Source organism: Sporobacter termitidis DSM 10068, assembly GCF_900130065.1.
Classification (GTDB): Bacteria; Bacillota; Clostridia; order Oscillospirales; family Oscillospiraceae; genus Sporobacter; species Sporobacter termitidis.
Genome location: NZ_FQXV01000013.1, coordinates 15,973 through 37,000 on the forward strand (window position 1 = coordinate 15,973; position 21,028 = coordinate 37,000).

Below are 21,028 nucleotides of genomic sequence, written 5' to 3' on the forward strand. Positions count from 1 at the left end.
CTCAAGCAAGCTTCCGGCGTCAGGTAAAACTCCGGGACGCGCGTGCCGCCACCATGAAAACATTTAGCGCGCTCATCTCGATTCGCTCGATTTCCCGGACAGCCTTCCCATCACGCCAACAAATAACAGTATCATTCCCAGCAGGGCAACAATAACTGTAATTATGAACGCTACATTAATCCAGGCAGTGGAAATAATATCACTCGCAGAAGTACCTCGAGAACCGCTGACGCTTACCTGAGGACTCCAGTATACTATGCCATTATTCCACATATAAAAACGAAAAAATTGCACGACAATTATCTCAAAGGACAACGCTAATAGCCCAAGACTTGAGGCAATTGTTCCAGCAGTAATTAACGTGGAGCTATGCGCGTTCCATTTCAAAAAATTCTTCATTTCCCCTATTCTTCCTTCCTTTTTATTCGCAATCCTTGAAATGATAAGCAATGGATTTATAACACGACAATTATACTCGATTTCCAATATTGCTTGAATATTATATTTTATCCTGTAAATAGAACGGTTTCGTGCCGAGATTTATACCGCCATGATTTGACGAATTGTAAATATAGGAAGTTCCCAATTACCCACTTATCATAACAAAAGGCAGGCCAAATCCGAACTTTTTTCCATAGGGAGAAGGGTTCGGGTTTGTTTTGTTTATAAATTTGATGCATATTAAGACCAGATGGTTGAATCGTCCGAGCGACAGGTTTTCTGTTTGATGGAGTATTCCTTGACGAACAGTCCGCCTTGTGGTAATATCTGACTTGGTCAGGATTACCTGATCAAAAAAACATGTCAAAGTTAGATTGATCTAACTAAAAGTTCTGATTGGTCAGGATTGCCTGACCAAAAAAATATCCAGAAGTTAGATTATTCTAACTAAAAGTGAGGAGATTATTATGAAAACAATAAGAAGGAGAGGCACAAAGCTTTTATCCCTGTTACTGGTAGTGCTGCTTATGCTGTCGTCGATGGGTGGCGCACTGGCAGCAGAGCCGAAATGGGCAGACGGCAGTTACGACGGTTTCGCACAGGGACGCAACGGTCCGGTGGAAATGCGCGTGACGATAGCAGGCGGCCAAATTACAGCAATCGAGACTGTCAGTCAAAGCGAGACGCCGGATATCTGGCAAAATGCTTTAGGAATGATAGGGAAAATACTATCAGCCCAGTCCGTGGATGTTGACGTTGTCAGCGGGGCAACTCTCAGCAGTAACGCGATCAAGGGCGCGGTCGGCGGGGCTCTGGACAAGGCGGCGGCCGCGGCGGCCAATGGATTCTCTGGAGGAACCGGAACATCGTCTGATCCCTACGTGATTTCCAGCGCGGCGGGGCTTGCATGGTTTCAAGGACAGGTGAACGCCGGCAACAGCTATGCCGACCAGTACATCAAGCTTGGACAGGATATTGCACTTTCAGGACAATGGACGCCTGTCGGAAGTACGAGCAATCCATTTGCCGGTAGCTTCGACGGCCAGGGCCACACCATCTCCGGCCTTACTATCGGCAGTGCGGAGAGCAGGTCCACAGAGGCCTATGCCGGTCTGTTCGGTTATGTGCTGAACACAGCGGTCCTGCGTGGCATCAAGCTGACGAATATCGCCATCTATACGGATGTCAGCGCTGCCTCTGTCGCCTATGGCGGGGCCCTGCTGGCTTATGCGAAGGTAGATTCCGCCAGCGGCAAGGGTACTGTCATTGACAATTGTTTCGCCTCGGGTGTGGTGGACGTACGGACTGCCAACAAGTCAGCCATGGTGGGCGGTCTTGCCGGCTTCACAAACCAGTACGGCGTTTTGACCAACTCCGGCGCGGATGTCGACGTGACGGTGGATACAGGATCAGCCATCCTCAATGCCGGAGGGCTTCTGGGCTATCCAAGCATCAATACACTGACGATGAACTGCTATGCCCTGGGTGATGTGACTGTGGCCTCCAGCAGCACCAGTGCCAACGCTGGCGGCTTGGCGGGGACCATCGGCGGTGTGTTCTATAATTGTTATGCCGCCGGCGGCGTTGTGCAGAATGTGAGTTCAAACGTGCGTGTCGGTGGCTTGGCGGGTAATATCGTAACCGCCGGCATCGTGATGAGCAGCTATTATGACAATGCCTTAGATACAGCGGTTAAGAACGTAAGCGGCAAGGTCGATGAAAGCGTTCTTGGCAAAAGTGCTGCCGCTCTGGCCTCCGCCGAGTTTATATCCCTTCTGGGAAGCAATCTCTCTCCCACGGCACAGAGCACGGCCTCAGCTAAGGTCGAGGCATTCTGCGGGACTTCCCTTAAGGACACCATGTCTCAGCTTATCGCTGTCGTCAACGGCGAGTTCTTCGATTGGGGATTGGCCAATGGCAAGGCCGTCCTCACCGGTGCCCTCTGGGTACCCTCGGAAACGGATGATTCCATCTTTGACGGCGGTAACGGCACGGAAGGAGACCCCTATCAAATCGCGACCGAGGCGCAGCTTCGAGCCTTCGCCCTTTCGCTCAACGACAAGATCAATTATACCGGCAAGCATATCAAGCTCACGGACAACATTGCGCTGACCAGCGCATGGACGCCGGTGGGTGTGGGCGAGTATGCGTTTTCCGGTACCTTTGACGGCGACGGTAAAACCATCTCGAGCATTGTCATCGGTACAGCCGAAGCCCCCTTGCAGGATACAGGCAACGGCGTTTACTATGGGCTTTTCGGCGTGCTGGACGGGGCAGTTGTTCGAAACCTGAAGCTTGAGGCCGATATCTACGTGGTGAGCAATTCTTCGTGCTATGTGGGAGGCCTTGCGGGTTACTGCGCTAATTCGCTGATTGATGGCGTGTCCGTCTCGGGTACAATGTGGGGCAAAACCACCCATGACAAAGCCAATATTTTTGTGGGCGGCGCCATCGGCATGCAGTATAAAGGACAATTGGTCAACAGCATGGGCAGCGCGGCTGTCCGCGCGGAGGCTGTCGGGGGCATTGCCGAAGCGGGCGGCCTTGTCGGTCTGAATAACCGGGCCCTAACCGCAAATTGCCTTGCCACCGGCGACGTCTCCGGTACGGCAAAGCGGGGTACGGAAAACGGGGTGGAGTATGAGGGCATGGCCGCCGCGGGCGGGATTACAGGTGTTCACGCGGGCAATATGGTCAATTGCTATGCCACCGGCGATACTTCCTCAGACACCTTTTCCTATTATGTAGGCGCTCTGGCAGGCTGGGTTACCGGCATCGGCAATCTCTATGACAGCTATTTCAGCACGGAGTCCTCTCAGACCATCGCGGAGCAAACGGTCAATCCGGTCGTGGCGGCCGGGTGGCTGGTAGGCCCCGGAATCAGCGATGAGGGCGAGCCTTATTCGGGTAGCATCTCCTATCAGATTGAGGGCCTGACAGAGTCCGCACTGGCCAGCGGAGACTTTGCATCCAAGCTCAATGGCAATTTCTCCGTTTTCCCCATCAACCTGGCGGCAGATTATCCGGGTGTCACACTGCGTGGGTGGATGTTCACGGATGCAACAGTCCTGCCCACGGGCGAAGCGGCAGCCGTTACATATGTGGAACCCGACATTGAGCTCCCTGTTGTCCAGCCGAACTATGTGGACGGCGTGTATTACGGCCGGTCGACGGATGGAATGTTGATTGTTAAGCTGACAGTTCATGAAGGGAAGATCGTCGCGGTGGATGCCGGAGCCGATTATGCTTCATCTGTTGCCGTCATCATCAGCGCGCAGGGGACGGATACACTGGATACGACCACTGCGACCATGCAGCGGCTGAAATCCTCTGCGGATATCGCGCTGCAAAAGGCAAAAGTCGGAGATATCACCGGCTATGGCAAGGCAGATCCCACCATTTTCGCCGGCGGCTCCGGTACACAGGCCTCGCCATACCGCATTTCAACCGAGACACAGCTGCGGGCCTTTGCCGCTGCGGTCAACACGGATGAGGATTTTGCGGGGAAAGTCATTGAGCTGACGGCGGACGTTGTCCTGACCCAGGAATGGATTCCTGCCGGCGGCCCCGCGCCCCATCCCTTCTCCGGCAGCTTCGACGGAAATGGACATACCATCTCGGGCCTTACTATCGGCTCTGCCGTAGAGCCGGCGCTCTATCAGTACGCAGGACTGTTTGCTTACATTGAAAACGGCACAGTCACCGATCTGGTTCTCAGAAATGTCGATATCTCCACCGCAAACGACGGCAGCAGCCGTATCTATGCCGGTGCACTGACGGGCTTTGTCGACCAGACCATTTATGCCAATGGCAGTGCCGTGGGCTCCTCGGGTTATATCGACAATGTGACTGTGGCTGGGAAGCTGTCCGTCGCCAGCAACTCCGGCGCGGCTTATGTGGCGGGACTGGCGGCTTCCGTCATCCGGGGCACCATTACCAACTGCGCCGTGGATGTGAACATCACGGCTTCCTCCAAGGCGGCCTGGGCTTATGCCGGCGGCCTCACTGGTATCGTTGCCCGGGCAGGTATAATCAATAACCGTATCTCCGGCAGCATCGTATCCTCCGCATCCCTTAATAAGACTGCCATTGGAGGCCTGAGCGGTTTCCACTCCGCCGTGTCATACAACAACTTCGCGGATATCGAGTTGATATCCACCGGCAGTACCGGCGATGTGGGCGCGCTGGCTGGGCGCAACACGGGCATTGGCCTGATGCTTCCCGGGTATTATAATACCGGGCGTACGCAAAAGGCCGGTGACACCGAGTTCCCTGGCTTGAGCGTTGGCACCATCGTCGTGGGTGAGCAGGATGGCAAGGGTGCTGTGCGGGACCTGATCGGAAAAACAGCGGCGCAAATCAATGCCGGTGACGTGACCACTCTGCTTAATACCGGCATCGCTGATACGGCTACTCTGGCGCAAGCCACAGCCTTGCTGGCGAATAACTGGAAAGTCTCCCTTCCCTCCGGTCTTAAACTGTTCAGCTGGAAGCTGGCGGGCGGCACAGCCGTCCTGGACGCAGCGGCAGACACAGGCATCTCCGACCCGGGCGGTTATTACGGCGGCGGAAGCACCGGGATAGCAAATCCCAGCAGCGCTATTACTGTTACAACAAACAACAACAAGGCCACCGCGGCGCAGTCCTTCACGGCAATCACCGGTTCGGACGGCGTGGCGGCAGCCAGCGTGAGTAAGGATCAGATTGGGGCCCTGGTGAAAGCGGCCCGCGAGATCGCGCAGGAACATAAGTCGCAAGCTGCTGTTGAAATCAACATCGATACCGGAAGCGGGGCCAAAGGCATGTCTGTGACTATCCCACAAGCCGCAGTCTCATCTTTGACGGACGGTGTCAATGCACTGACGATCTCGTCCTCTGTTGCGACAGTCACCTTTAATGGAGCCGCACTGACCGAAATCGGCAAAAAAACGGCGGGCGACATCACGATTACGGCACAAAAGCCGGGCGCCACAGCCCTTTCGGACCAGGGCAAGGCTGTTATAGGCAGCAGGCCGGTTTACGACTTGAAGATAACCTCCGGCGGCACGACCATCTCAAGCTTCGGCGGCGGCACAGCGACTGTAAGTGTACCGTATACGCACATCGAGGGTGAGGACGCGAGTAAAATCGTCGTTTACTATATTTCCGGCAGCGGCGAACTCATTATGGTTCCCGATTGCGTCTATGACGCGTCAACGGGTATCGTCACGTTTAAGACCTCCCACTTCTCTTCCTACGCTGTAGGCTATAACAACGTGAGCTTCACCGATGTGTCCGGCTGGTTCTCGGATTACGTCAACTACCTCGGGGCACGGGGAATCATAAACGGCACGGGCGGCTGGAAATTCAGCCCGGATGCCAATATCACAAGAGCAGAGTTTGTGACGATTCTTGCCAATCTCTCCGGCGCCGACTTGAGCGTCTATACATCCTCAGCCTTTTCTGACGTGTCTGTGAATGACTGGTATTTCGCCTCAGTCAGGTGGGCGTATGAAAACGGCGTCGCTGCCGGTTCGAACGGAAAGTTTGATCCGAACGCATTTATCACCCGCCAGGATGCTGCGGTGATGGTCGCACGCTATGCGGAAAAAGTTGCGGGCTATACCTTGCCGGAGACAACAAGTGCAGTAACTTTCACCGACAGCGCAGAGATTTCTTCCTATGCCTCCGATGCTGTAACCGCGATGCAGCAGGCAGGCATAATTTCAGGCGGCAGCGACGGAAGCTTTGCGCCGAGAGCCAACGCCACACGCGCACAGGCTGCAAAGATGGTTGCGGTATTCCTGCAGGATATGATAACAAATTAAAGTGCCATAACACCGTTGAAGGTGCGTATACTAAGCGTATGTTATTAGTTGAATAGCCAGAGTAAAGATCGAAGCCGGAGAGATCAGCCGCAGCTGGACTCTCCGGCTAAGAACAATTATCTGTAGTAACTGAAATTAGGGACATTTCGTCCCCCGTTTCCTTTCGGGTATACAGCAAATTGTCTGTTGTTACAGCCGGGGGGACGGGTGTTCCTTGTCACACGCCGATCTCGTATCTGGCAATATAGTTCTCCTGGTCGTCAAACGGCAGGTGCGTGAAGTAGGCGGAGAAACCCGCGATACGCACGATGAGGTCCTGATAATCCTGGGGGTTCTTCTGCGCCGCGCGCATAATGGCGGTATCCGCCACCGTGAAGTGGAACTGGATGCCGCCCATCGCGAAGTACGACTGGATAAGCTCGCGCACCTTGGCTGTGGCATCCTCGCCCCGCACGGAGTTTGCGTCGAAGCGCAGGTTGATCGCGCCGCCGCAGCGCATCTTATCCCAGGGCATCTTTGCAACGCTCTTGACATACGCCAAGGGACCGTTCTTGACAGCGTCCTGGCGCGGGTCGCTTGAGGGCGACAGCGGGTCGCCTGTTTTTCGCCCGTCCGGCGTCGCCCACGTCATTTTCCCGCCCCAGACCCAGTAGAGGTCCAGTGCCCCGCAGTTATTCGTTCCGTGATTGACGCCCGGCCGCGAATTGAAATGATCTGCCCAGAGGTTTGTAAACCACTGGACCAGCGCGTCGGGCTCATCGTTGTCGTTGCCGTAGAACGGCACCTCGTTCAAAATTCTCTGGCGGAGCAGCTCATGGCCCTCCCAGTTGGCCTGCAAAGCGTCATACAGCTCACGCGCCGAGACGGTTTTATCGTCAAAGCAGAGCTTCTTTATCGTCATCAGACTGTCGCCGACCGTCGCAACGGCGCTGAGCATGGAGCCCATGCCGTTGTACTTGGCGCCGCCCCAGGTGACGTCCTTGCCAGACTCCAGGCAGCCCTCCGTCATCACGGAGGCGGAAAGGCACGGCCACGCCTGGTCGAATACAAGCGCGGCGAAGTGGTACAGCCGTGCCCCGTAGTCAATGTAAAACCTGACTTGCCGCTCGAACTCTGCCTTTAATTCCTCAAAGGACTCGTATTCGTACAGCTTTTTGCACGGCAGCATTCCCGGAGTGCCCATCATGGGGTTGACGTTGCCGTGGATGACGTATTGAAGTATGTTGATAAGGCTTGATCCGCCGCCGAAACCGCCGCAGTTGGCGGCCATCGACCACTCCTTGCCGCTGATGGCCGGCTCAACACAGCCGAAAACGGCATATCGCCTGGCATCCTCCAGCGGCACGCCCTTATCAAGCATCGTCTGGATAATTACATCGTCGTTGTTGAATTGCGGTAAACCACCCGAACGCTTGCTGCAGGCGATGCCGATCTCCCAGATGCGGTCGGGCGTATGCTTGTTGATGCGCAGCGCAAGGCTTGGCTCGGCAACACGCAGCCGGTAGTAGGACAGCAGCAGCATCTCGGTGGCAAGATTGTAGTCGCCCGTCCCGTCTGTTTTCTGGCCGCCGAGGGTAATGAGGCTGCCTGCGGCGATGTTCTGCATGCCGCCCTGCAGGTCAAACATTGTCTTTCCGTTCCTGTGCGCTTCAATAAGCCGGTCATTATCGGGCTTAGGGAACATGATAATCTGATCGCCGTAGTGCAGCAGGAACGCGTCGCACAGCTCCTGCGCCTGTTCGCGGGTCAGCGCGCCGGTGTTCACATCGTTTTCAAGCAGCGGTCCGAGAAAGCTGTCGATCAGCCCCGGAGAATCCGCCCAGTGTGTGCCGTCTGCTGTGATCAGATACTGATAAAAGAATATGGTTTGGAAGCCTTCCCACAGGTTTCTGGCGGGATTTTCAACGATCCAGTCGCAGGAGTCGGCCATTTTAAGCAGCTCCGCACGACGGTCAGGCGTTGCCGTTTCCGCTTTCTTGCGGCATCCCTCGGCGTAACGCTTGCTCATCAGGATCATCCCGTCGCAGACTTTGATAAGCCCCCGGTAGAACAGCTCGCTGCGGACGTTGTCTGCGGTTGTGTGTTTCCGGATTTCGTCCAGCTTTTCGATGGCGGTCTGACGCACCGCGCCGAACCCGACCGTCACCGCCCGCTCGTAGTTGGGGTTGAAGTGTCCCGGATACGAACCGGTCAGATCCTTAAGAACCGGTCCGGCATTTTCCGTGAACTCCGGGGGAAACAGCCCCCGGGCCGTTGCGCCGATGTCTTTGCCTTCCCAGTAATCCGCCGCTTCCAGCAGCCACTGGCGGTCCTCGTCGTCCACCCAGATACTTCCCGGCACCTGCCACGCGGCGCGGAACCGCTCGTCGGTGTCGCCGAAGCAGCCGCGCAGCCAGCTTTGACTGGTCTGCTCGATGTCAAAGTGCACCGTGCGGCAATGGGGACCGGCATCGCCGAGAAAAATATCGTCGTCCTCGATGTTGATCTCCCGCGTCGCGCACCACGCATAGAGGTAGCCGGCACGTTTCAGTACCGGGTACTCGTTCTCGTGCGCCTTGTAGTACTCTGTGATGATGCGATTGCGCTCGATGTTCAGGTGCAAGTCCCTGTTGATGCGTTCCCGTTTCGCTTTGAGCCCAAGAATACGCTCGGAGATGGAAATGTCGAAGTTCTCCATAATATCCTCCTTGTCGCGCCTGACCCGGCGCGATTAATTTATTACACGACATTTCAATTGGTTGAGCTATAGCGCAATTAACGTGATGATACTAAATTAAACGCGTTCAATTTAATACAATTGCGCGCTCAGCCCGTAGCTTTGGAAAAGCGCGAGAATCCTATTCATAAAATCCTCGGTCGGCGGTTCAACATTTTTCAGCTTATAGTGCCAGCCTAAACGGTCGTATTTCATCCGTCCCGTCGCGTGATACGGGAGCAGCTGCACCAATTTCACCGCCTCGCCGAGCTCAGCGCAAAACGCCGCAGTCGCCCGTAAATTGTCCTCTTTATCGGTCAGCTTCGGTATGACCGGTACGCGGATTTGCAGCGCGCCCCCGTGTTCAGCGAGAAATCGCGCGTTGGTCAAAATCAGCTCGTTTCCGACCCCGGTGAGCTTCTTGTGCATCAATGTGTCCATATGCTTGATGTCGTACAGAAACAGGTCTATGTATGGTAAAATCTGCTTGAACTCTTCCGTTGGCGCGAACCCCGTGGTATCAAGGCAGATGTGCAGCCCGCTGTCTTTCAGCCTTTTCGCCAGATTGAGGGTGAACTCAAATTGTGCCATCGCCTCGCCGCCGGAAATGGTTATCCCGCCGCCATTTTTAAAGAACCCGCGGTCTTTATCGAGGCGTTCGTAGACCTCGTCGACCGTCGTGTCCCTGCCTGACGGGTACAGCGCCTTGGTGATGCACGCTTTGGTGCATTTCAGGCAGCCTGTGCATTTTGCACGGTCGATCATTGCTTTTCGGAGCTCGCCAGACCCGTCAAGCGCTCGAACAGGTTCGCCTGCCGATATAGCGCCGTTCGGGCAGGCGCTCACGCACGCGTTTTGACACAGGTCAACGCCCAGGCACTTTACCGGCAGATAGCCCAGTTCAAGCGAATGATATTGCGATTCCGGGCTATGGCACCACAGGCAGCGCAGCGGACAACCCTTGGTATAAACCGTCGTGCGAATCCCCGGCCCGTCGTGTACCGCATAGCCTTGTATGTCGTATATTCGTCCGGTGACGTTCTGGTATTCCATTATTATGCAGGCCTTCCTTTAACGGTCATTTACTATATTATAGATACGTATTGGCTAAATTTTCAAGCTGGAGGTAATCGTTAATATGCACACACCTGCCCCTCTGTTATGTGCAATTTTAACGGGTACAAGGTTATAAGTGAGAACCCGGGAATCCAGTACGAACCTATGTTGGCATGGATTTCCGCAAAACAGAAGAATGATACCGGCGAAGCACTGACATTCTCGTGACACGGCATAGTCTGATGCATGGGCGTAAAACCCCAATATATGAAACGCAAAAGCCGTCTGCTGCAGGTGGGTTACCCTACAACGGACGGCTTTATGTTATATCGCGATTCGTGCCTATGCGGTCTCAGCCTTAACGCTTACAAAACCGTAGGCTCTTGCTGACGATTTTGATTTATAAGTATGGTCTGCCTATCAACCCTTTGATGTATCTCCTGAAGGAAGTGCTCCGGGCCAAGCACCCTGACTGTCGGGCCAAAGGACAGCACCCGGATGACAAGCTCCGACTCGTCCATAATGTTGTATTTGATGATACAGGTATAACGGTTGGCCGCTGCGTCATATTCAGTCCGTTTCTCAAAATGAGCGAACTGGATCATACACCGCTCCAACGCATTGCGCTCCTTAGAGATTTCCAGCGTCACTTCGCCAAACCGCTCAGCCGGCCTGATCTCCTGCATCGCGTCGGTTATGTTGCCCTCAACCTGTGCCATGCGAACTGATACGACGCGCCCCAGATTGAGGATGCACCGCACTCTTCGCAAACCGTGGCGCCGATAGCACAGAGCTCGGAATTTATCATCCTTGCTGGAATACTCAATTTTGTAAGGCCAGAAAACACTGTTCAAACGGTGGCCCTTCCCGCCTTCGTATTGGGCCGCCACAGCTGCCTTTTTGTGTATGGCATTTAAAAAGACACGAAAGTGCTGCCAGTACGCTTCGCTAAGGTAAAATGCCTTTCTATATGACGCAATCGACCCATTTGAGCCTGAACCGGCGGGGAAGGCCGGCCTGCTTTCCAATCAGCCCGACAACTTCGTTTAAAAACCCGGTTACCATAGCTCTTTCCTCATCATATATGACCAGGTCGCTGAAAATGGCCTGCTGCTGTATGCCGATGACCTCGGCGTATTTCTGGCGCATATCCCGACCGAACAGCTCTTCAAATTCCGGGCACAGATCGTGAAGAGAGCCATTTTTATACGGAATGCCGGCGTGCGAGACGACCCATATCAAATATGCCGTCGTAAGGCTTACGGCCTCACTGTTGTCCGTGATCGTCAGTATCCTCTTATAATGGCGGCGAATGTATGCCCGGCGTATAGCGAATATTGCAAAGCCGGCGGCAAGCAGTATCACGATCACCGCCAGCACCAGCAGCAATATCCTCAGCAGCATGATATGAGGGTCGGAGTGCTCATCCTCCGGTGGTTCAGGTTCCGTTATCTGATCGGTCATCATCTGATCATGCAGGTAAAGTTCAGGCGGGTCAAGCTCGAAGGGGACAAATCCCACACCGTCTCTGTATATCTCAGTCCATGCGCGAAGGCTTTCAGGGCGTATGGTCACGGCGCCGCCGTTCTTAGCGGTCTCCAGCTCGTCCTCCGTCAATATATATCCCTCCACATATCTTGCGGGGATACCAAGATAACGGAATAAAAGGGTCTCTACCGTTGAAAATTGCAGGCTGTTGCCCTCCCTGCTCTTCGAAAGGAAATCCGTTATAAAATCCCCTTTGTAATAAGAGGCTTCGGGCATATCGGAATAGGGCAACGAGTTTATATATGAGTCGGCAATGGCTTTGGCGTCATTAAAGGTAAGTCCGTCCTCCGGCGGGACAAAGCCGTCCAGGAAGTCCTGTATTGACGAACGGGCTTCTTCGGGTATTTCAAGATAGTTTTCATATACAAAATCGCGGTAACCGTTCTCGCTTTTCAGGTATTCCACGGCGTTTGTGTCGCCGCGCCCGAAAGCGTTGTTCAGCTCGTTATAAAGCAGCTCGTAGTCCGATACGGTGCCGCCTGATAGGATAAGCTTATATTCTCTTTCGCCTCTGAAGCCCCCGGCAAGAAGGTTCTCGTCGCCGATGCGATAAATGTCCGGCTCGTCCGGAATCGCCGCCTCATAAGGAGCGTAGAGATACTTGGAGTACGCGCCGGCGTTCACTACAGAGACCTCCACAGGGGCTTCGGTATCCCTCCCGAGAGCATCCCGGAGCACCGACTGCTGGTTCTGCGCGTAAAAGCCTCTGTTATGGAGCCAACTGAAAAGACCGGCGTATTCCGCCCTGCGTCCGGGCTCCAGACTCACCCAGCCGTCGCTTGTATAGGTTTCTCCCACATAGCCTCTGAGATAGTAGATATCTCCCGTATATCGAGCTGCGTAAAACTCGGCGTCGCTCATCGAAGGATATTCTGAAAGGCGGCTGAAATCGCCTTCGGGCGCCGTATCCTCTTCCGCGTCGTACCTGAAAGAGTCTATGGCCCTCGCCGCCTGCCTGCGCTCTCCATCGGCGTTTTTGTTCAGCTCGTTGAGAGGAAAGGACATGAGAGCGGATATGCATAATAAAACCGCTATGGTCATTAACAGCCGGTTACCGCCGCCATTTGAGCCGCTTCTGTAAAACACACTCCGCACGGGTATCCTCAATCCCGCAAGAACAGCTGCGGCGGCTATAAGCGCCGCTGCGCAGACAGGCGGATAGGGTACTCGGAATATAAGAGCCGCCGCCCATAACACAAGCGCCAACAGACCCGATAAGAGGCTGAAGGGGCCGGCCGCCTGCGCCGTGCGCCCGCACAGGATCGCCAATGCCGCCGAGCCCGTTGCCAAAAACATGCCGGCGCTAAGGACCACATGCTCCCCGTTTATGGCGTAGCGCGGCAATATACGGCCCAAATAGGCCTCAAAAGTCTGGCATACCTGATTTGACACCGCGTTCCAGCCGTCCGACATAGAGGACAGCGCCAAATAAAAATATACAATAAGAGCGATGACAGCCAGTATGGGTATGACCCGCCATCTGCCTCTGAATCCGCAGAACGCCGCGCAATAGATACAGCCGATCACCAGGAGCGGAACAGGGTTTACGCCAATACCGCCTAAGCCGAGAACAGTCCAAATGCACCCGGAAAAACCAGCGTATAAAATGAGGGCGGTCAATAACCTTTGTATGTACCCGGTTTCCTTTCTCTCGTCCGGAGTTAAGGAAAAGCCTGTTTTGTCAAGGATTTTTTTGTTATCCTTCATACCTCACCCATTCCCCAGTATTAAATATATACCCGGCTCAGCATGCTCCTGCAGTTCCCGGGTGTAAAAAAGTAGCCCTCGCCGTCCGCGGGCTCGTTTTCCTGCTTGCATATAAACGGCGTTACATGGCCTATATCGTTCAGCATACCCAATTCGCTTTGCGATCTGTATGAAAAATAGGCGACGCCCGGATAATGCTTTCCGCCGAATGCTCTTAAGTATTCATTCACCTGCGTTTCAACTCCGCCTGTGCCCATGATGCCTTTTATGACATCGTACATATCGTCTCTGGAGGCGACCTCCATTTGCGTTATCCCGTCCGGCTCGGAGCTTTTCCACGCGGCTGTGTACGGTATGCCGGCATCAACAAAGGACGAGCATATGGAAATGAAAGCCTCGGCCAACGCGTCGGGAACGCTTGGCGACATTCCCACGGGCGATAAGCCGCCGTTCCACAATACTAAATACGCATCCTTGCGCGGCTGCGACCCGTCCGCGATCATAAGGCGGTCGTGCTTGAACGAGAGCTTGTAATTAATGCGGTTCATGGGGTCTCCGTCCACGAAGTCTCTATACTGCAGGGGCTCCGTATGATCCGGACCCTTTTTGTTTATGCTCGACGAATCGCCGTCCACGAGGCTTGAATTGGCGTCGGAAAGGAATACGTACGTCTGGAAGGTATCCGGCATAGACACTTTTGTTTCCTTTATCCCAACATGTTTGCGTATGCCCCTCAGGCCCAGGAAATCTACTACCCTGAATTCCTCGCAAATAAACTCGTATTGCCCGCAGGTGGAGCTTTCAAAGGTGAATCCGTACTCGATTTTTTTGTTCGGGGCGGCTGAGAGTGCGACCGCGAGTTCCTGCTCTTTGTTTGTCAGGTTGTTCTTTATGGTAATCCTCAGCGCCGCAAGCGATATGGGCACGACCGAACAGTTTTCTAAAATGAGCTTGCAGCGGGCGGGCTCACCCTTTCTTATCCTTGCCGGTATGATAAGAGACAAGCGCGCACCTCTTGCGCTCATGGCTCCCAGTGCAAGCGCGGCGCAGGGCAATACCAGCACCGCGCTTGCCAGTAACGACGCATATAGGGCGCCGGTAAATATGTAAAGCACAGCAGCCGCGATGATACAGGCGGCCAATAGAACACGTCGCATAACTTGATCTCCTTCAGTGCTAGTTGCTTTTCTTAAAATCCTCCAGCGACGGCATTTTTACGTCATCCAGAGCTTTCTTGATCACCGTCATAGGGCTCAGGTTGCTCATTCTTGATTCGTGGTGCAGGTCGATCCTATGCTCGCAGACATCGGCGAATACCGCCGCCACATCCTCCGGGATCACATAGCTGCGGTCGCATAAATACGCTCGGGCCTGTGCCATTTTGACCATATGCACCGCTCCGCGGGGGGTAGCTTCCTGTCTCACCAATTCGGGGTCTCGGGTCGCTATGATCAGCGCGGATATGTAACGGCCTATCACGTTTTTCACCAATACGCCGGAAACGTCCGATATGGCTTGATTCAGCTCGTCGCGCGTCAGCGATATCTCTACTGAATCCATCGGCTCCCGGCCGGTCCTGTCCATGATGATTTGAGTCATGCTTTCAAGATCGGGGTTTCCGATACTCTGGCGCGTCATAAACCGGTCCCGCTGCACATCGGAGAGGAGCTGCACGCCCGCGGAGCCGTAGGGGTTTTGCGTCGCGATTACAATGAAGGGCTTCGGAAGGTGGTGGAGCACGCCGTCCACCGTCATGACGTTCTCCTCCATCGCCTCAAGCAGCGCCGCGTGAGTTTTGGGGCTGGTCCTGTTGAGCTCGTCGGCCAGGAGAAGGTTCGTATCCGTTAAATCGCCGGGCATATATACGCTCCCGCCGTCAACAGGCTTCGTATACCCGACGATGTCCGAGGCGGTCGTATCGTAATTAAAGGAGCGTCTTGTATACCTCAGATCGAGCGTCTTTGCGAAGGCCAGGGCCAATTTCGTTTTGCCGACGCCCGGCTTGTCCTCAAGGAGGATATGGCCCTTTGCCAGTATTGCCATCAGCACCTTTCGGATGATCTCATCCTTGCCGATAATTACTTTTTTGATCTCGGTTTCTACCTTTGCTACTTTTCTTCTGGTCGCGAGCCATTCCTCTGGCAGCTTCCTTTGATTCCCGGTTTCCGACAGCACCTCCGTGCCTGTGGGTCCGTTCATTGTCTGACCTGTTCTTTCACTCATTTGTTCACTTTCCCGTATGATAGATTTGCGGATAAGGCATCGCAGCCAGCCATAGTTTGTGATTTTACGTTTAGGGACAGCGGTTAAAAGCGGCGCTCAATGACGCTGAGTCGGGGACTCAGCGTCATTGAAGCCTTACTTTTATCTGCCGTGGAATAGCCTGACCCTCTATTCCGCTATCCTACGCGCCTGCGTCTTAATGATCTGAACAACGCGTATCCGCCTCCGCCTAAAGCCCCCGCTCCGGCGACGCCCAGCGCCACGGCCACGAACGGGCTGTTTTCGACAGTCCTCTCCATGTCGCTCGCTGCTACGTCCAGAGAATTTTCGTTTGGCTGATCTTTGGGAGGCGTTTCCTCATTTGTGGCTTCATCAGCGCGCAGAGCCTCCTCCTGCGGCTGTTCCTTTAAGTTTATCCGTTCCGCAGGCGACGCCGGGCGACGTTCGTAGCTCGTGTCCTGCGCTGTGACAGAGCCTTCCGCTGTCGGAACTTTCTGGACCTCCGCCGGTCCATCGGGAGTTACGGCGACTGGGACCTTGGGGGCTTCCGGGTCTTTTCCCGGGACAGTCGGATTCGCCCCACCACCGTCGCCTGGGTCATCTGTATTGCCGGGTTGTCCCAGAGTCGACTTCTCTACGCCGGCATCCTCCTCGTCATCTCCGTAAAACTGATTCGTCTTGTTGCCGCTGGAGTCATAATCGGCACTCCCGGGGTCGCGCCCGACGATCGCGCCGACTTTCACTCGGGCGTCTGCGCTGATAGGGCCGGTATTTTCATTGCCGGTCACTGTGACGCCGGTTGACTGCGGGGCGCCTGTGCCGGTCGACCCCGCGGCGTTTGCAAAAATGCCGGCGATACTGATCTTGTTAAAGTTTGAACCTCCTGTATAGGTGCTGATGATAGCCCCGGTATTTTTGCAGTCTTTCACGGTGATGTTGGTCTCGACAAAACCATTTCCAATTCCGACGCTGCCAAGAATACCGGCCACATTGTTGCCGGAACACTTTATCGTGCCGCTGTTTTCGCAATTACTGATCACAAATGTCCCCTCGGCAACCCAGCCGACGATCCCGGCGGCAGTACAACGGTATTGAAAGTGCGTGGCGCTAAGCCAAGCGCCTGAGTCTAGGCTGAGGCTGGCAAAGGACTCCACGGTTCCTGAGTTTTTACAGTTTGTCACGCTTACGAATGGATTGTAAATAGAAGAAGTGGAAATTGAACCTATGACGCCCGCGGCTTGGTAAGCGGCGGCAATGTTGCCTTCGTTTACGCAGCGGTCAACCGTGGCACTGTGGCTGATTAAACTGTCTACGACACCCGACGCGCGGCCGGTGCAATTGGCAGGCGGCGATCCGTTAGCAATTTCATTCGGGAGCAATAAGGCCTTGGTGGAGGTGATGTCGCCGGTATTTACTATATCCTTTAATGTTACGCCATCGCCGGTTAACAGCACACCGGCCGCTATCCGACCCGCCGTGATTTTCGCCTCGTTGCGGACATGCTCTATGGTTCCGTCTTCTAATTTATACGCGACGCCCGCCGCGTTTCGGGCGCTATTTACCGTTCCGGTGGTGGTAAGGTTTTTGATGGTCGCACCGTCGCAGTACCCAAACAATGCCGCAAAATCTCTTGCGCTGCTTACATCTGAGCCTCCGTTCTCCAGAGCGAGTTTTATAGAGAAACCGCCGCCGTCAAATACGCCCATGTAGGGCCTTGAATAGGTGCCGATACCCACGAAATCCGGGTAGGCGCTGATGTCGATGTCGTCCACAAGAATCACGTTATAGCTTTGCCCTCCCAGGCTGCGGGTGCCGTTTACGCTTTCGGCGAACCAAGCCAGTTGCTCATAGTTGGCAAGCTGGTATGGATTTTCCGCTGAACCGTCGCCGCCCGGACCATTGTACTCGGACGAATAGCCCAGAGGGCTCAGTAATGCCGCAGGCTTACCTGATATTCCAGGGGTTTCCGGCATGCCCGGGTAACCTGCCAAGTCCGGAGCCTGGGCAAAATAGTTCAGCTTGCCTTCGGCAAGCGAGTCGAGCTGGGGCATAGTGCTTGCCGCATAGCCGATGAGACCTCCGCGCGCCGCGCCGCCTGTGGCCTTGACGCCGCCCTTGCTGATGTTATTTTCGATGGTCAGGCCCGCGCCGCCCGCTGCGCCGCCGACGATGCCGCCGACGGCCGCGCCGGGCTGAGCGGAAGAACTCGTTATCTCGCCTTCATTATACGAGTACCGGATTATAGTAGAGGCTCCCCGCAGCTCACCCACAATACCGCCGACATAGCGCGTATCTCCCGATACGCTTCCATAGTTCATGTTTAAGTTGTTATAGCGGTTGCTTGAATAACTACCATCCTTGGTTGCATGGCCGATGACGGTGACATTTTCTCCCGCGATCCCGAAAATACCGCCGGTGGCGCTGCCCAGCGCCGATGTTCCCCCGCCGCTGACAGTGCCGAAATTTGTATTTTGATAGTTTCCGGTAGTGGAACTGGCGCCCATATAACCGACAATGCCGCCCGTAACGCCACGGCCCTGAACAGAGCCGCCCGAATCCGGAGAAGCGGCGCTCCACGCGCCTCCGTTGCCGTTTGAGTAAAAATTCACTTTTCCGTTTGCGCTCCCCACGATGCCGCCGACGACGGCTTCCGTACTTCCCGGTCTGACATCTACCGTTCCAAGGTGGACGTTGGTGTTTAGCGATCCGGTAGCTGTGCTGCCGTTATCGAAGAGGCCGGCGATGCCGCCTATATTTCCGCCGGCATTTTCGGATACGCTGATGGTCGCTTTGCTTGTGCTGCCTGTTATGTTGGCTGAAGTTCTGCCGACGACGCCGCCCACGTTTGGAGTGCCGCCCGTGACGGTTATGGTTCCGTTGACTGTCACGCCCGAGACAGCGGCTGAAGTCCTGCCGACGGCGAGGCCCGCGTCCGGTGAGCCGCCTGTGACGGTTATGGTTCCGTTGACTGTCAGGCTCTGAACGGCGGCCGTGGTATTTCTGACAAAGCCCACGGGACCGTCTCCGCTGTCGTGGGTCAACTCGTATGTGACTGTTTTTCCGTTGCCGTTAAAAGTTTGCTGAAGGGGATATTCTTCCGTGCCGATACCCTCGAACTTTTCGCCGTTCGGGCCTGCGTAACCGGTCATATCAATGTTGGCATTAAGCAGCGCTGCGGATGTCGTACTATGCTTGGTGTTGATTTCATCCGCGAACCACATCAACTGCTCCGGATTCGACAGGTAGTAGGTGTTGACGCCTTTAAGGGTGGTAAACGGGGGCGTGGCTCCCGTCCAATTAATTTTTATCGCGCCGTTTGTATTTATGGGATTTATGCCAGTGTTGAACCTTGAAGTATTTGTAATGGGTATCTCTCCAACCACTAAATTGGGCTTCAGGGCGAAGCCGACATAGACGGTATACTGCGTATTCTCTTCAAAGTCTACGTCCGGATTCTCGGTCACATTGCCGGGGGCAAGGTATAAATAATGGAAGCTGTTAGTACTATATTCAAGCACTGTCAGGTTTGAAGCAACCCATCCGGTTACGGGATCCGTTCCGCTGGTTGCTCCCGCTTCCAATAGCTTTGTTCCGCCTATTCGAAGGTATTTGAATGCCACAGCCCCGCCCGCCTCATATTGGAGCCTAGGTTCAAACCTTTGAACACCCCCGCTTGACGGCGTTGTAAAGGTTATCGGAACCTCGAAGATTTCTGTTTCGTTTCCATTATAATCGACTTCTACAGTGCCGACGGCTACGCTGCCGGAGGCCACAAACTCCGCCGTTATCGTCGCGTCGGTAGCAGGCACGATAAAGGGGGTGTCATTGAGAAGCGGAAGATAAGTTAGGCCGCCGTCTGCTGTGTATTTCAGCGAGCCGACTTTCATCATGTAACCCGTGTTCGGATTATTTGAAATATAATATTGAGTGCCCGGTGTGCTCAAAAAAGAATTATCGGACAGTTTTAGAGCACCATACGGTACAGCTAACGAACCGTTTTTGATAGTCGGGTCAAAAGTGATGATAGTCGCGGGTCCGAACTCCGCCGCAACCACAATATCGGTCTGCGGCATGGTCATCGTGAGGGTAACAGGAGCGGCGTTGGTGAAAACAGTGCCGGTGGGGACTGTAATGTTTCCGCTGAGTTTGCCGCCGGCATATGTATATTTCAGCGAACCGGTTGCCAGCGTGTAACCCTTGTTCGGCGTAACAGTCAGCTTGATTGCTTCACCTGCCATGGCTTGGGTTTTATCCGCCCTCACCGTACCGTTGGCGATTTCGCCGACGCCAATGTTAAACTTGGTCTCCGCTGCAATGAAGTCCGCCGAAAAAACAATGTCGGCTTTCGGCATGCGGTCGGTGACGGTTATTTTATTTATGTCGCTGACTGGAAGAAGAGTCTCGGTGCCGTCCTCGGATGTATACTTCGCGGAATCGGCTTTCAGGATGTAGCCGTCCTTCGCTGTGACTGCCAAATAAACAGATATTCCTGAGAGACATCCCCATATTTCGTACTTACCGTCCTCCGAAAACCCTAAGTGTTTAGCACAATCGTTTAATAAATTTGTAGTCTTGAATTCGCCGCCTTCCAAGGTTTTGGGAAACATAAAAGTGTAGGGTCCAAACACCGCGTCCACGGTAACGTTTTTCGCGGGCATGGTGAAGGTATACTGCCCTCCCGCTCTGCCGTTCGTGACAGCCTTGAGAACGTCAACCTTGATCGGCTCTTCGCCTTCGTAGGTCAGCGTCAGTTCTCTGAGGGAGTGCTCGTATCCTAATGACGCCCGTTTTGCCGGCGTGATCGTCAGAGTGACTTCTTGTCCCGCTTCAGCTTTATCATCGGTTGCATCTGCCGTGACAGCGCTCAATACACTATATTTTGAGTCATTGTCATCTGGGAAATAATTTGTGACAGTATTTATGTTGATGGAGTATGGCCCGTCCGCCAGTGACTTGGCCAGCGGCTTAACTTCCGCGGCGAAGCTGGCGGTCACGGCGACATCATTGGCGGGCATGGCGAAGGCATATGTACCGCCCTCGATCTCAGAAACGTCAATTTCGCGGGCCTCTTCGCCGTAGGAAAGCATCAGCGTATCCAGTCGGTAGCCGTTCTCCGGCGTGATTGTCAGGGTAATTTCGTCGTTTTCCGCGGCCTCGGTAAAGTCCGCCGTAACCGTGCCGTTGGCCTCGCCCAAATCGTCGATAATCGACCCTTCAAGATCAGTGATGAAAATTTCGATTGCATAAAGCCCTGGTACGGGATTTGGCGTCGGTTCAGGGACAGGCTCCGTAGGAGCGGGCTCCGTAGGAGCGGGCTCCGTAGGAGCGGGCTCTGTAGGAACAGGCTCCGTGGGAACAGGCTCCACGGGAGCGGGTTCCACGGGAGCGGAGCCACCATCGGATTCCCCGGCATAGGCTGTAAAACCCGTTAGTGGGCAGAACGCGAGCAGCGCAACCACCAGAAAAATGAATAATCTCTTTGTTGTTTTCTTAAAGTTTGATAAAAACACTTTCTTCACTTTATCCTTTCTACTACTCTTCTTTTAGTCGT

9 protein-coding genes are annotated in these 21,028 nt (G+C 54.4%); 1 reads left to right on the top strand and 8 read right to left on the bottom strand.

Going from position 1 to position 21,028, the window contains the following annotated elements; translation table 11 throughout:
• Positions 1–72: 72 nt before the first annotated feature.
• On the bottom strand, positions 73–399 hold the full coding sequence (locus tag BUB60_RS15665; protein ID WP_073080995.1) for a hypothetical protein: 327 nt from the start codon (positions 397–399) through the stop codon (positions 73–75).
• A gap of 509 nt (positions 400–908) precedes the next feature.
• Between BUB60_RS15665 and BUB60_RS15670 the strand changes: the two genes are divergently transcribed.
• Positions 909–6,248, top strand: coding sequence for an S-layer homology domain-containing protein (locus tag BUB60_RS15670; RefSeq protein WP_073080997.1), 5,340 nt, complete (start codon positions 909–911; stop codon positions 6,246–6,248).
• A 217-nt stretch (positions 6,249–6,465) separates the two neighbouring features.
• On the opposite strand, the gene BUB60_RS15675 is transcribed toward BUB60_RS15670, so the two are convergent.
• The 7 genes from BUB60_RS15675 to BUB60_RS15705 all read right to left on the bottom strand — a co-directional run bounded on the left by BUB60_RS15675 (position 6,466) and on the right by BUB60_RS15705 (position 20,996).
• Complete coding sequence (locus tag BUB60_RS15675; RefSeq protein ID WP_073080999.1) at positions 6,466–8,925, bottom strand: pyruvate formate lyase family protein; 2,460 nt, start codon at positions 8,923–8,925, stop codon at positions 6,466–6,468.
• Between the two features lie 111 nt (positions 8,926–9,036).
• Positions 9,037–9,996, bottom strand: coding sequence for a glycyl-radical enzyme activating protein (locus tag BUB60_RS15680; RefSeq protein WP_073081001.1), 960 nt, complete (start codon positions 9,994–9,996; stop codon positions 9,037–9,039).
• Between the two features lie 368 nt (positions 9,997–10,364).
• Positions 10,365–10,853, bottom strand: a complete 489-nt coding sequence (locus BUB60_RS15685; protein ID WP_479725501.1) for a WYL domain-containing protein — start codon at positions 10,851–10,853, stop codon at positions 10,365–10,367.
• 112 nt (positions 10,854–10,965) lie between these two features.
• A complete protein-coding gene (locus BUB60_RS15690; RefSeq protein ID WP_159435441.1) occupies positions 10,966–12,552 on the bottom strand; it encodes a transglutaminase-like domain-containing protein in 1,587 nt (528 codons plus the stop codon).
• Between the two features lie 722 nt (positions 12,553–13,274).
• On the bottom strand, positions 13,275–14,411 hold the full coding sequence (locus BUB60_RS15695) for a DUF58 domain-containing protein (protein WP_084726544.1): 1,137 nt from the start codon (positions 14,409–14,411) through the stop codon (positions 13,275–13,277).
• A gap of 19 nt (positions 14,412–14,430) precedes the next feature.
• A complete protein-coding gene (locus tag BUB60_RS15700) occupies positions 14,431–15,477 on the bottom strand; it encodes an AAA family ATPase (protein ID WP_242941228.1) in 1,047 nt (348 codons plus the stop codon).
• Positions 15,478–15,653: 176 nt separating this feature from the next.
• The gene (locus BUB60_RS15705) at positions 15,654–20,996 is read right to left on the bottom strand and encodes an InlB B-repeat-containing protein (RefSeq protein WP_073081009.1); all 5,343 of its coding nucleotides are present in this window, start codon (positions 20,994–20,996) and stop codon (positions 15,654–15,656) included.
• Positions 20,997–21,028 lie beyond the last annotated feature (32 nt).

What these genes read in the sequence shown, in the direction of transcription:
- BUB60_RS15665 (WP_073080995.1), bottom strand. Translation starts at nt 399, where the DNA reads ATGAAGAATTTTTTGAAATGGAACGCGCATAGCTCCACGTTAATTACT.
- BUB60_RS15670 (WP_073080997.1), top strand. Translation starts at nt 909, where the DNA reads ATGAAAACAATAAGAAGGAGAGGCACAAAGCTTTTATCCCTGTTACTG.
- BUB60_RS15675 (WP_073080999.1), bottom strand. Translation starts at nt 8,925, where the DNA reads ATGGAGAACTTCGACATTTCCATCTCCGAGCGTATTCTTGGGCTCAAA.
- BUB60_RS15680 (WP_073081001.1), bottom strand. Translation starts at nt 9,996, where the DNA reads ATGGAATACCAGAACGTCACCGGACGAATATACGACATACAAGGCTAT.
- BUB60_RS15690 (WP_159435441.1), bottom strand. Translation starts at nt 12,552, where the DNA reads ATGTCCTTTCCTCTCAACGAGCTGAACAAAAACGCCGATGGAGAGCGC.
- BUB60_RS15695 (WP_084726544.1), bottom strand. Translation starts at nt 14,411, where the DNA reads ATGCGACGTGTTCTATTGGCCGCCTGTATCATCGCGGCTGCTGTGCTT.
- BUB60_RS15700 (WP_242941228.1), bottom strand. Translation starts at nt 15,477, where the DNA reads ATGAGTGAAAGAACAGGTCAGACAATGAACGGACCCACAGGCACGGAG.